The organism is Paenibacillus sp. J53TS2 (assembly GCF_018403305.1).
Taxonomy (GTDB): Bacteria; Bacillota; Bacilli; order Paenibacillales; family Paenibacillaceae; genus Fontibacillus; species Fontibacillus rhizolycopersici.
In genome coordinates this window covers 770,632-783,643 of record NZ_BOSK01000001.1, presented here as the reverse complement: position 1 = coordinate 783,643, position 13,012 = coordinate 770,632, and the positions used below count along the sequence as shown (strand labels likewise).

General features: G+C 51.9%; 13 protein-coding genes. 10 read left to right on the top strand and 3 right to left on the bottom strand.

Annotated elements, in window-relative coordinates:
• Positions 1-18 precede the first annotated feature (18 nt).
• On the top strand, positions 19-1,416 hold the full coding sequence (gene sufB / locus KJS42_RS03720) for a Fe-S cluster assembly protein SufB (protein WP_213621986.1): 1,398 nt from the start codon (positions 19-21) through the stop codon (positions 1,414-1,416).
• A gap of 126 nt (positions 1,417-1,542) precedes the next feature.
• Here sufB and KJS42_RS03715 read toward each other — a convergent pair whose 3' ends face one another.
• The 3 genes from KJS42_RS03715 to KJS42_RS03705 all read right to left on the bottom strand — a co-directional run bounded on the left by KJS42_RS03715 (position 1,543) and on the right by KJS42_RS03705 (position 3,909).
• Positions 1,543-1,881, bottom strand: a complete 339-nt coding sequence (locus KJS42_RS03715; RefSeq protein ID WP_213621985.1) for a L,D-transpeptidase — start codon at positions 1,879-1,881, stop codon at positions 1,543-1,545.
• A gap of 162 nt (positions 1,882-2,043) precedes the next feature.
• Positions 2,044-3,075, bottom strand: coding sequence for an HD-GYP domain-containing protein (locus KJS42_RS03710; protein ID WP_193418265.1), 1,032 nt, complete (start codon positions 3,073-3,075; stop codon positions 2,044-2,046).
• Between the two features lie 81 nt (positions 3,076-3,156).
• The gene (locus KJS42_RS03705) at positions 3,157-3,909 is read right to left on the bottom strand and encodes a molybdenum cofactor biosynthesis protein (protein WP_213621984.1); all 753 of its coding nucleotides are present in this window, start codon (positions 3,907-3,909) and stop codon (positions 3,157-3,159) included.
• A gap of 137 nt (positions 3,910-4,046) precedes the next feature.
• Between KJS42_RS03705 and KJS42_RS03700 the strand changes: the two genes are divergently transcribed.
• From KJS42_RS03700 to KJS42_RS03660, 9 genes are all read left to right on the top strand, one after another.
• On the top strand, positions 4,047-5,480 hold the full coding sequence (locus KJS42_RS03700) for a bifunctional metallophosphatase/5'-nucleotidase (protein ID WP_213621983.1): 1,434 nt from the start codon (positions 4,047-4,049) through the stop codon (positions 5,478-5,480).
• A gap of 37 nt (positions 5,481-5,517) precedes the next feature.
• Positions 5,518-6,345: an undecaprenyl-diphosphate phosphatase gene (locus KJS42_RS03695; protein WP_155607123.1), complete on the top strand. Its 828-nt coding sequence runs from the start codon at positions 5,518-5,520 to the stop codon at positions 6,343-6,345.
• Positions 6,346-6,429: 84 nt separating this feature from the next.
• Positions 6,430-7,530 carry an HD-GYP domain-containing protein gene (locus KJS42_RS03690; protein ID WP_213621982.1) on the top strand — a complete coding sequence of 367 codons (1,101 nt, stop codon included), beginning with the start codon at positions 6,430-6,432 and terminating at the stop codon, positions 7,528-7,530.
• Positions 7,530-8,669 (top strand): radical SAM/CxCxxxxC motif protein YfkAB, encoded by a 1,140-nt coding sequence (yfkAB, locus tag KJS42_RS03685; protein WP_244868367.1) that lies wholly within the window; start codon positions 7,530-7,532, stop codon positions 8,667-8,669. The genes KJS42_RS03690 and yfkAB overlap by 1 nt, the downstream gene beginning before the upstream one ends.
• A gap of 33 nt (positions 8,670-8,702) precedes the next feature.
• On the top strand, positions 8,703-10,067 hold the full coding sequence (locus KJS42_RS03680; RefSeq protein ID WP_155607126.1) for a hemolysin family protein: 1,365 nt from the start codon (positions 8,703-8,705) through the stop codon (positions 10,065-10,067).
• A 184-nt stretch (positions 10,068-10,251) separates the two neighbouring features.
• The gene (locus tag KJS42_RS03675) at positions 10,252-10,470 is read left to right on the top strand and encodes a spore coat associated protein CotJA (RefSeq protein ID WP_155607127.1); all 219 of its coding nucleotides are present in this window, start codon (positions 10,252-10,254) and stop codon (positions 10,468-10,470) included.
• A 4-nt stretch (positions 10,471-10,474) separates the two neighbouring features.
• Entirely contained in the window at positions 10,475-10,753 is a 279-nt protein-coding gene (locus KJS42_RS03670; RefSeq protein WP_155607128.1) for a spore coat protein CotJB, read from the top strand.
• A 51-nt stretch (positions 10,754-10,804) separates the two neighbouring features.
• Positions 10,805-11,374, top strand: a complete 570-nt coding sequence (locus KJS42_RS03665; RefSeq protein ID WP_009227053.1) for a manganese catalase family protein — start codon at positions 10,805-10,807, stop codon at positions 11,372-11,374.
• Positions 11,375-11,749: 375 nt separating this feature from the next.
• Positions 11,750-12,838 carry an AI-2E family transporter gene (locus KJS42_RS03660; RefSeq protein ID WP_193418257.1) on the top strand — a complete coding sequence of 363 codons (1,089 nt, stop codon included), beginning with the start codon at positions 11,750-11,752 and terminating at the stop codon, positions 12,836-12,838.
• Positions 12,839-13,012: the final 174 nt, after the last annotated feature.

The following is a 13,012-nucleotide window of genomic DNA, read 5'->3' as shown; positions in this document are numbered from 1 at the left end:
CTAAGGAGGTAGCCGAACATGGCCAAGAAAGCACCGGAATTGGAAGAGTACAAATACGGCTTCCGGGATGAACACAAGTCGATCTTTCAATCGGGGAAAGGCTTAACCCGCGAAATCGTAACGGAGATCTCCCGGATCAAAGGCGAGCCTGATTGGATGCTTAATTTCCGCCTGAAATCGCTCGAGCAGTTCGAGAAGATGCCAATGCCTAACTGGGGCGGTGACTTGAGCGAGCTAGATTTTAACGATATTCAATATTATGTTAGACCTTCCGAGAAACAAGGCAAAACGTGGGAAGAAGTTCCGACGGAAATCAAGGAAACCTTTGATAAACTGGGGATTCCAGAGGCTGAGCAGAAGTTCCTGGCTGGCGTTTCCGCCCAATACGAATCAGAGGTCGTATACCACAGCATTCAGAAGGATCTGGAAGATCAGGGCGTCATCTTCATGGATACGGATTCCGCCTTGCGTGAATATCCGGAACTATTCAAGGAGTATTTCGGAACGGTGGTTCCTGCGGCGGACAACAAGTTCGCGGCTTTGAACAGCGCGGTGTGGTCCGGCGGCAGCTTCATTTACGTACCGAAGGGCGTGAAGTGTGAAGTGCCTCTGCAGGCTTATTTCCGGATCAACTCGGAGAACATGGGGCAGTTCGAACGGACGCTGATCGTCGCCGACGAGGGCAGCTTCGTACATTATACCGAAGGTTGTACGGCGCCGATCTACAGCACGAACTCGCTGCATAGCGCGGTCGTTGAAATCATCGTGAAGAAGGACGCGCGTGTCCGTTACACGACGATCCAAAACTGGGCACCAAATATCTATAACCTGGTTACAAAACGTGCGGTAGCCGAAGAGAACGCCAACATGGAATGGGTCGATGGGAACATCGGTTCCAAGCTGACGATGAAATATCCGGCCGTTATCCTGAAAGGCCGCGGCGCGAAAGGTAGCGTGCTGTCCATCGCTGTTGCCGGCAAAGGCCAGCTTCAGGACGCCGGTGCGAAGATGATTCACCTGGCGCCGGATACGACGTCGACGATCGTGTCGAAGTCGATCTCCAAACATGGCGGTAAGGTCACTTACCGTGGTCTCGCATCCTTTGGTCGTCAGGCGGAAGGCGCGAAATCGAACATCAAATGCGATACGCTGATTCTCGATAACGAGTCGACTTCGGATACGATCCCTTACAATGAGATCATGAACGACAACATCACGCTGGAGCATGAAGCGACCGTATCGAAAGTATCGGAGGAGCAACTCTTCTATCTGATGAGCCGCGGCCTGACCGAGGAAGAAGCAACGCAGATGATCGTCATGGGCTTTATCGAGCCGTTCACGAAAGAGCTACCGATGGAATATGCGGTGGAAATGAACCGCTTGATCAAGTTCGAGATGGAAGGCAGTATCGGGTAAGATTGAACGCAAGGGGAAAGCTCGCCAACCTTTAAGGGTTGGCGAGCTTTTTACGTCTCCAGCACTTTTCTCAAATTGGGAAGTAAAGAGGAGTGAGAGAATCGCTTACCTCGGACTGAATCCGGCCTATTTCCGGATCGTTACACTCGTCCCGATCGGTACGATCCGGGCCAATTCGACGACATCCGGGTTGTACATGCGGATACAGCCGTGTGATACTTCTTTGCCGATGGAGGAAGGGTCGTTGGTTCCGTGGATCCCGTAATGGGGCCTGGACAAGCCCATCCAATAAGCTCCAAACGGCCCACCGGGGTTCGGGGCTTTGTTGACGATCGTATACGATCCTTCAGGGGTTTGCGTGAGCATTTTTCCGATTCCAACCGGAAATCCGCGGACGACGATGTTATTGTCCAGCAAATAGAGCATTCGATCCGATAAATCAACGATAATGCGGTAATTTGGCATGATCTGCACCAGCCTTCCGTTTTATTGCTAGTGTATGACCCATATGCAGGGGTTGGCTGGGCGAAGGCGGAGGGAGTCGGACTGTGTGGGAGTGGTTGCTGTCACGGACCGGTGAACGAAATAAAAAAACGGGCCCTTTCGGACCCGGTAATCATGCCAGGATTATAAATAAACTTCTTCGATCGAAGTTTCGCGCTCTTTGGACAGGTCGACGAACCGGGAGTCGGTTTTGACGAGCGGCCGGAAGAAGTCCGTTTGGTTGGTCATGACGATGGAACCTAACTCGCCGGAATTCAGCATGACTTTCTTGCCAATGAAGTTGGGCAGCAGGTGGCGAATTAGCGCTTGCGTAGGTTCCGGGCTCAGCCTGCCGAAGCTAAGGCTGTTGAGCTCGCGCAAGACCGACAGAAGCTCTTGCTTCGAGCGGTACACGCGGTTAGAGGTCATCGCGGAGTACACGTCTGCCACGGCGGCGATTTTGGCCAACGGGTGAATTTGTTTATCGCGCAGGCCATGTGGATAACCGCTGCCATCTTCCCGTTCGTGATGCTGCAGCGCCACCAGCGCGGAGAGCTCGTCCCCGGTCGAGCTGAGAATGATCTCATGGCCGTATTCGGTATGGCGCTTTACTTCCTCAAACTCCTCCGGCGTCAGCTTGCCGGGTTTAGTCAGGATGTTTTGCGGTATCTTGCTTTTGCCGATATCGATCAAATAGCCGGCCTTCCCGGCTTTATAGGCTTCTTCTTTGGTATACCCCATCCAGGAAGCGATATAATAGCAGAGCATGCCGACTTGCATGGAATGATGGTAGGTATAATTGTCATCGTCGCCGATCATCAGCAGCAAGGAGACAACGTCCTTCTGGGTATCGAGTTCGGAAATCATGGGCTCTAAGAGCCGATCGACCTTCGCTTCATCGATACTCCCGCTAGTTAGCGCTTCCAAGAACAATTCCTCAAATCCGTCTACGGCTTCGTTTAAATAAGGCTTGGCACGGAAGGCAGGATCTGTAGGGAACTCGGCGTGAAGGGTTTGCGGCTCGATATCAACATAGTCAATTCCGTGCTGCATCAATTTGACGATAGCATCACTGGTCAACTCGCAGCCTTGCTGCAAAACGAAAACGCCGAAATGATTAAATACGTCATGTTGGAGACGGTCGCCTGGACTGAGTTCCATAATATGTACTTTCAAGGACGATGACACCTCATAATCTTCCAATTTTCCTTAATCATATCAGGAAATAATTGGACTGACAATGAATTTTGTTAGATGTCAATCATCCGAAAGGAGGTGTTCTCCTGGAACGCGAGGGTCCCAAGGCCCAAGTCCATGGCCCTTCCACTCGGAGCCGTCTTCCCAAATCTCCTTCTTCCAGATCGGTACGATTTGCTTCAGACGCTCAATCGCATAACGGCTGGCCTCGTAACATCCGGCCCGGTGAGGTGCCGATATGGCGATGACCACACTGATCTCGGCGATGTCCACATGACCGATCCGGTGGCTGATGGCGCAGCGCGTGCCCGGCCAGCGTTCGGCGATCTCAACACCGATCTGACGCAGTTTGGTTAGGGCCATCGGGACGTAGGCTTCGTATTCGAGATGGACGGTGCGCTGTCCCTGCGTCCATTCCCGGGTCGTCCCGGTGAACGTCAACGCCGCTCCGTGATCGGGGGCGATGACCTTGGCCGTGATCTCCTCCACGGACAGAGGTTCATCGGTGATGATAAACAGGTCCGCGTCAGCCCCGCCCGATGCAAGCTCGGACGTTGGTTCCCCGCCGGAAACCGGCGGGATCAACGCGACTTCGTCTGCCTCGGTGATCGGCGTATCGCCGGCGGCATACTCCTGATTCACGGCGACGAAAGAAGCGGAGATGAGATTTGCCGCCGAGGGATAGGTTTCCGCCAGTGCTTCCTTTAATGAAGCGGCGGTGAGAGGCCGTTCAGGATGCGAGTAGGCAAAGCTAAGACTGGACGTGCCGATTCGGTCTGCCAATCCAGCAAAAAGGGCGATTTGAATATTCATAGGAGTCTCCTCGGAATGGTTTGTATGTAATATACATTATAACAAGACAACGATCAATTTTAAGGTATATAATACACAATGAACTCTAAAATTTAGAATAGGCCGAATAGATTGAGAGAGCAAGGAGGCAGTTCTTGATGCCGGAAACGAACCAGGAAACGTTAACGATACTATACACCAACGATATCCATAGCCATTTCGAAACGATGGGGCGCATTGCGGCGATGATGGATGAATTGCGGGCCGAGTCACCGGCCACCACACTCCTTCTCGATATCGGCGACCATATGGACCGGGCGGCGATCGAAACCGAAGGGACCTTGGGACAGGTTAATGTGGACGTGCTGAACCTGACGGGGTATGATGCCATCACGATCGGCAATAATGAAGGGCTGACCTTTACGCCGGAATTGCTAAGCCAGGCCTATGCCAGCTTGCATAGCTCCGTAGTCTGCGGCAATATTGTAGAGTTACGGTCCGGTCAACCGCCGGCATGGATGCGAAGCCGGCTGGTAGTGCATAAAGAGGGCTTCAAGATCGGACTAGTGGCGGCGACGGCCGCATTTGCCGAGTTCTATGAGCTGCTTGGCCTGGAATCACTCAACCCGCTGGACACGATTGCAAGAGATGTAGGAATGCTGCGGAGCGAGGTTGATCTCGTCATCGTCATGTCTCATTTAGGGCTTCCGATGGATCGGCAACTGGCGGAGAAGATACCGGGCATCGACTTGATCATCGGCGGCCATACGCATCACTTGCTGGAGGAGCCGCTGCAAATCGGATCAACGATGGTAACGGCAGCGGGTAAATTCGGCAATTACCTGGGGAAGGTTGTCGTTCGTCGGGATTCCATTACCGGCCGTTTTAGAATGGACGGAATTTGTCTTCCGGTAGTGGAGGGACCCAAGAAGGAGAAGGTCGAGTCAGCCATCGCCTCACAGCGGAAAGCAGCTAAGGTTCGGCTGAATCGTACCGTTGTCGTGACGGATCGGGAGTTGCCGGTATCGTATGAAGCCGAATCCCCGTTTGGCAATCTGCTTGCTCAGGCGGTTCGCCGCCATACGGGCAGCGAGTTCTCTCTCGTTAACAGCGGGCAGTTGCTTGCGAGCCTGCCGGCCGGCGATATCAGCGAGGGAATGCTGCACGAGCGTTGCCCTTCGCCGATCAATCCCTGTACGATGCGGGTGTCCGGCGAAGATATTTTGGCTAGCCTGGAGGAGTCGCTGCTCGAGGAGAAGATGGGCAAATCCATTATGGGATTTGGCTTTCGGGGGAAGGTACTAGGCGGCATATGCGTCGACGGCTTGGAGATTGAATACGATCCCTCTGCTCCGCCATACAAACGGATCATCCAGGCTAGTGTGGCAGGCGAGCCATTGCGGGAAGAACAAACCTATCTCGTCGGCACGCTGGATATGTTTACGTTTGGCGTTGGTTACGAACGGTTGAAGCGGGGAACGGAGAAGCGCTACATGCTTCCTGAATTTTTGCGCGACCTGCTCCGCATCGAATTGCAAACCGCCGGCGCAGTGGAATCCTGTTTTCAATCCCGGTGGAAAAAAGTAGAATAAGCTATAGCGCAAAGTCACACTCGATCAGGAGGAACAAATGAGTCTTATTGTCTCGATTATTTTAGCCATAGTAGAAGGGTTAACCGAGTTTATCCCTGTTTCGTCCACAGGCCACATGATTTTAACGGCCAAGCTGATGGGATACGACGATCAGTCGCCGGAAATGAAAACCTTTGAAATCGTCATCCAGTTAGGTGCCATTCTGGCGATGGCCTGGGTCTACCGGGAGCGGATTTTGAATCTTCTCGGATTGAGCAAAAAAGTAACGGTGGTCGACCGGAATGCTCCGAGAGGCCGCCTCAATTTGATTCATATTCTACTCGGGATCGTGCCGGCGCTCGGCGTCGGTTTTTTCTTCCGCGATTACATCAAAAGCCTGTTCAGTTCTCAGACGGTGTTGTGGGCGCTGGTAGTTGGTGGTATCTTCATGATCTTCGCCGAGTGGTTCAATAAGAATAAAGCGACGATCACCGCCCAGGAAATGGACCAGTTAACCTATAAGCAAGCCTTGCTGATCGGTGTGTATCAGTGTATTTCCGTGTTGTGGCCCGGCTTCTCCCGGTCCGGTTCGACGATCGCTGGGGGGATGCTCAGCGGCGCCAGCTATAAAGCGGCGGCCGACTTCTCGTTCCTGATCGCGATTCCGATCATGTGCGCGGTTTCGGGTTATGAAATGTTGGATTCCTACCGGTATTTAACGTCCGATACGATCGGCTATTTTCTTATTGGATTTGTGGTTGCTTTCGTGGTAGCTTATGTGGTCGTACTGGCGTTTTTGAAACTCATCCAAAAGGTGCAGCTTCGTCATTTTGCGTACTATCGTTTTATTTTAGCTGCGTTGTTCTGGATCTTCATCATGCGTTAACCCGCTTCAAAAGTAAGTGGTGTTCGGTATCGACCGCTGATTCCAGATACATAAAGAAACCTTACAGAGACGGAAGTGGAAGTCATGCGGTTAATCCCAGTCGCCTCGCTGCAGGCTGGAATGAAATTAGGGAAAAAGATTTATAATGAGGACGGGATCATTCTGTTGTCCGAAAATGCGGTATTGTCCGATGCGATCATACGCAGGCTGCAGTCCCACGGTTTGGATTTTGTCTACGTGGCCGACCCCCGCACGGACGATCTGGTGATCCCTGAAATGATAGAAGAAGAAACGCGACGCCGCGCGCTCGGCGAAATCCGGACGAACTTCCGTAAATGGGCCGCGCCGAATGTGAAGAACGTATCGTACCCTTATTTAGGCAAAACGTTCTCCGGCTTGATCGAATCGATTCTGGACGATCTTAGCGCCCGTGACGATACCATGATCATGATGATGAACATGAACAGCATGGATCATTATTTGGTTCGTCATTCCCTGAACGTTTGCGTGTATACGCTGCTGCTTGGGCAACTCCACGGGTATACGAAAGACGAATTGACCGTACTGGGCCTGGGTGCCTTATTGCACGATATCGGAAAAACCAAGCTCCCCCTTGAGCTGCTGACTAAACCGTCGCGGCTAACAGATGAGGAGTTTGCATTGATCAAGCGGCATCCGGACCTTGGATTTAAAATGTTGAAAGATGAGCCAGGGATCCCTTTGTTGTCGGCGCATTGCGCGTACCAGCACCATGAGAAAATGGACGGCAGCGGGTATCCTAGAGGTATTCGCGGCAACGATATTCACGAATACGCTCGCTGGATCGCGATTACGGATGCTTACGACGCGATGACGACGCACCGGGTTTATCGCAATGCGATGCTGCCGCATCAAGCGCTGGAGGTGCTGTATACCGGTTGCGGGCATTGGTACGAGAAGCCGAAGCTGGAGCTGTTTCGCGACCGGGTCGCGATCTATCCGATTGGGATGACCGTTAGATTAAGTACGGGCGAGACGGGCGTGGTATCGAAGATACCCGGTCATATGCCGCAGCGGCCGGTTGTTCGGGTTCTGACGGACCCGCGAGGCGAGGATATCCGATCGCCTTACGAAGTAGATTTGTCCGCCCAGCTCTCCATCGTGATTGCGGAAGTGGACGGAATGGAAATGGTGGTATGTGAATGATGAATAAACAGACAAAAACGATGGATAGGACCGGAAGTCCGATCAGCCCAAGCTATGATCCGTGGGATCCGATCCGATCGCTTCGTGATTACGGACGCCACGTATTAACCAGCGTGGAGTTGACGGTGACGAATCTGTGTAATATGCGGTGCGAGCACTGTGCGGTAGGTGATAGCCTTGTGCTGAAGGAGCCTGAGCAGCTGCCTCTGCCGCTCATATTAAAATCCCTTGATGAAGTCGAGTATTTACAGACGATCAGCATCACCGGCGGCGAGCCGACGTTCCGTCGCCAAACCGTGGAGGAGAAAATCATCCCGTTGCTGAAATATGCCAAGGCACGGGGAATCCGCACGCAAATCAATTCCAATCTCACGTTGGACTACGAACGTTACGAGAAGCTGCTTCCTTATTTGGATGTCATGCATATCTCGTTCAACTATACAAGCGGGCACGATTTCCATGAGATCGGATTCGCTCGCAGCGGGCACCCGGTCAAGCCGGAAGTCGCCTATCAAATGTTCGATACGATGATGGAGAATACACGTAGGCTCAGCGAAGCGGGCATGTTCATCTCCGCCGAGTCGATGATTAATTACCGCACGCACAAGAAGCTGCCGGACATTCACCGGATGATCGTCGAGATGGGCTGCCAAAGGCATGAGGTTCATCCGATGTATGCGGCCGATTTTGCCGAAGGGCTGCCGGTATTGGCACTTGGCGATATGCGGGCGGCGATTCACTCGCTGTTGGACGAACGAGATCCAGCGCTCTGGATGCTGTTCGGTACACTGCCGTTCTTCGCTTGCAACGGGAATGAGGAGGACTTGCAACTGCTGCGTCGTTTGCGGAGAGAGCCGAATGTGACGGTTCGCAATGACCCGGACGGACGCAATCGCGTGAATGTGAATATGTTCACCGGGGAGGTATACGTCACGGATTTTGCCGCCATCCCGGCTTTCGGTAATGTGCGGGAAGGACGGCTGGATGATATTTTCGGCCGCTGGGTGACGGAACATCCTCTGAACCAGAAGGTGAATTGTCACTGTGACGCAGCCGGTTGCTGCGGGCCGAACCTACTGGTTGCGGACATGTATTATCCGGATACGAATTTTAAAACGCGTAAAGCCGCTACTTTATAAAGGTAGAACTAATATAGGAAAGAGGCGTATTGCATGCCTGTGTCACCCGATGGTCATACCGAAATTGAAATAGGCAAGCTGGTCTGGAATCTGCTGCTCGTCCTTATTCTCGTCTTCTTGAACGGGTTTTTCGTGGCTGCCGAGTTTTCGCTCGTTAAGGTTCGCCAATCTCGGCTTACCCAGTTGGCTCGGGAAGGTAACCGACGGGCGAATTATGCGCTGAAGGTCAATAAGCGGTTGGATACTTACCTGTCGGCGACGCAGCTGGGCATCACCCTAGCTTCGTTGGGATTAGGATGGGTTGGAGAACCGGCGGTGTCCGAGTTGTTAATCGAACCGCTGATGCATAAGATGGGCGCGACGGACCCAACGCTGATCTCGACGATCTCGGTTGCGGTTGGCTTCGCGATTATTACCTTTTTACATATCGTGATGGGCGAACTGGCGCCGAAATCATTGGCGATTCAAAAGTCGGAAGCGGCGTCGCTATGGCTCTCGTGGCCGCTGCTGATGTTCTACCGGATATTCCTTCCGGTAATCTGGCTGCTGAATACGGCGGCGAACAGCATGTTACGGCTGATTGGCATCGAACCGGCCGGCGAAGGCGAAGCGGCCCATTCCGAGGAAGAAATTCGCATTCTAATGGATCAAAGTGCCAAGAGCGGCGTTATCGATAAAGACGAGATGAAGCTCGTAGACAATATTTTCGATTTTTCCGATATGCTGGCTCGTGAGGTGATGTTGCCGCGAACGGATATGGACTGCTTGTACACGAATCTCGGCTGGGAAGATAACATGAAGATTGTGGCGAACACGAAGCATTCTCGCTACCCGGTTGCGGTCGAGGATAAAGATCAGATCATCGGGTTCGTCCATATTACCGACCTGCTGCTGCCTGATCCGGAGAAACCGCTTCGTTTGGAGGAAATGGTCCGTCCGATCCTGAATGTACCGGAGTCCATGGAAATCAGTCAGGTGCTTCGCTTGATGCAGAAAAAGCACTCTCAGGTGACGCTGGTCGTCGACGAATATGGCGGAACAGCCGGCTTGTTAACGGCCGAGGAGATTCTCGAGGAAATCGTCGGCGATCTCCATGATGAGTTCGAGGACGAACGTTCGGAGATCGAGAAGTTATCAGATGAAGTCTATTCAGTAGACGGACGCTTGCGGATCGAAGAGGTGAACGACCTCGTCGGTAGCGAAATCGAAGACGAGGAAGTGGATTCGATCGGAGGCTGGTTGTTTAAGGAATTGGAAGGAACCCCGGCGAAAGGGAAAAGAAAGCAACTCGACCGCTTCTTATTCGAAGTCGAGGAAGCCAGCCGTTTGCGCATCACGCGCGTCAAAGTGATCCGCCTCGTTGTCGAGGAGCCGGATGAAGAAATCGAAGAAGAATAAGGCGGACAAGTTCCGTTGATCCATAACGCCGCAACTCCCGGTTAGGGGGACGGCGTTATTTTTTTGTGAAATTGCGCCTCCTCCGGTTCATTATTTGGGCGATTGTCATATGTTAGTGGTAGGATGCAGGGAAAAATTGGCGAATCCGCCTGCATGACCATGTTTGAAGAAGGAGGAAGTTTCTTTGAGCCATCCTCAGGAACGTGTGTGGACCCCTTTTATAGGCCCATTCGACCCATGTCCGCCGATTACGCACAAAACCTACAGCACCCCTCCGCAGCTGTTTATCCACTTCCAGCCCCCGAATCTGCCGCAGTTTAGCCCGATGGACGCCTTAAGACACGGCACATTATGGCCGGCTTTGTTCAGTCCTTATGAATCCAAATGGGGAAAAGGACGGTGATCCCATGACGACAAATCCCAACAACCAACCGTTCGATCAGGAGTATTACGAGAAGCTTGAGAAGCTGCAGGCACTTGATTTTGCGCTGGTGGAGCTGAATTTGTATCTCGATACGCATCCGGACGATCTGGCGGCAATTCAGCAGTTTAATCAGCTGACCCAGGAACGGACGCAACATGCGAACCATTTTCAGCAGCTGTACGGACCGCTACAAAATTTCGGGCGAGCCTATTCAAAATTCCCGTGGGAATGGTCGCAGAGCCCTTGGCCTTGGCAGGTGTAGCAACCTGCCTTCAATCCGTGATGGGAAGCTAAAGGAGGTTAAATAGGCGATATGTGGGTGTATGAGAAAAAGCTGCAATACCCGGTTCGCGTCAGCAAATGCGATCCGCGGATGGCCAAACTGCTGATTGAGCAGTACGGCGGCGCGGACGGCGAGTTGGCGGCGGCGCTGCGTTATTTGAATCAAAGGTATACGATCCCCGACAAGGTGATCGGGCTTTTGAACGATATTGGGACGGAAGAATTCGCCCATCTCGAGATGATCGCAACCATGGTCTATAAGCTGACCAAAGATGCCACGCCGGAGATGTTGAAGGCAGCGGGTATGGATCCGTATTACGTGAACCACGATAAGGCGCTCTTTTACGAGAACGCGGGCGGAGTACCGTTTACGGCGACGTACATCCAGGCTAAAGGAGATCCGATCGCCGACCTGTACGAGGACATCGCGGCCGAGGAGAAGGCGCGGGCTACATACCAGTGGCTCATCGACATGACCGACGACGTCGATATCCAGGACAGTCTGAAGTTCCTTCGCGAGCGCGAGATCGTGCACAGCTTACGATTCCGCGAAGCGGTGGAGATCCTGAAAGAGGATCGGGAGCATAAGAAATTCTTCTAATTGTTGAAATGAACTCATTCTATCGTTGAAGGTGATAGGTTATGGCCAAAAATAAACGTGGAAAATCGCTCTGGCACCTGCCGTCGCGCAGCCGCGGAACGTGTCCGGTGTGCGGAAGCACACGCATCAAGCTGCTGTATACCAAAAACACGAGTACGGGACAACAACTAAAAGTTTGCAAGAAATGCGATAGCGCCTCACAGGCAAGAATTGATGCGGCGGGTCAGCGGGTAAGCTGAAGTACAAATCAAAGCGAGGCTAACCTATAGGAGCTACACGGCAGGATGCCGCTTAGCTCCTATTTTATTTTTGGATCGAAAACCAATAATATAGAATGAGATCTTATTTATGCACACGAATATATTAAGTTAGGTGATGATGAGAATGAACTTGCTGGAAAGATGGACCCGTGGAGCGAAGTTTGTATTGATTCTACTGGCCATCGTTTATGTGTTTTCCTTGGTGAGGCCTTTTTTCCTTCCCATGCAGGCCGTGATCGGAGCTATTATGATTCCGCTAATGTTGGCCGGATTTTTTTACTATTTGCTCCGCCCCGTGGTCCAGTACATGGAACAGCATAAGATCAAGCGGGGATTCGCCATCCTGATTGTATTTGTCATTATGGCGATTTTGGCCATTGGATTTATTGCCGGGGTATGGCCGTTGTTGCAAACCCAATTGGTCAATTTAGTACAAAACATTCCCCAATTTGTGAATCTGCTGGATGCGCAACTGAAGGAGTGGGGAGAAACGCCTTTCCTCGCGTCGATTATTCCATCGGATTCCGGATTAGCCACGAATTTCACGGAATATTTAAGCAAGGGGATCTCATTCCTGACGAATTACCTAAGCGGTTTCTTCTCTTTCCTATCCCAATTTGCGATCGTGTTATTTACGTTCCCGATCCTGCTCTATTATATGCTGAAGGAAGGACATCGCTTCAAACGCAGCGTAGTAAAACTCTCGCCGATCCGCTATCGGCGGGAAGTGTATCGTGCTGCCAGTGACATGGACAAAGCGCTAAACGATTATATTATCGGCCGAGTGATCGTGAACGCAGCGTTAGGCGTGCTGATGTTTATCGGCTTCTTAATCATCGGGCTGCCGTATGCGTTGTTGTTGACAACGATTGCGGTGATTCTGAATTTCATCCCATTGTTCGGGGCGATCATCTCCGCTATTCCAATTGTCATTATCGGCCTCATTGAATCCCCATCTACCGGCATATGGGCTTTGGTCATTATTTTGGTGGCGCAGCAGATTCAGGATAATGTCATCTCTCCCTACGTGTTTGGCAAGAAGTTGGACATCCATCCGGTGACGACGATCCTGCTTGTGTTGGGAAGCGGGAATTGGTTCGGCATTATTGGCATGCTGGTCGTCATCCCGGTCTACATGCTGATCAAAATCGCCTGGAAGCGGCTCTATAAGCTGTTTCTAAGGTCACAGTGGGAAACGTTGTAAGGAACGAAGCTTAATGATACCGCCTAGGTGATGGTAATATCGCTTAGGCCGGTTCTTTATTAGGGCGGGAGTGAGGAGGGTTGTAATGAAGGGGGACTAAAAAACAATTTATGATAACCGGTTGACATATTTTATGTCAACCGGTTATCATAAAGATGCGCAGAACCTGAATGC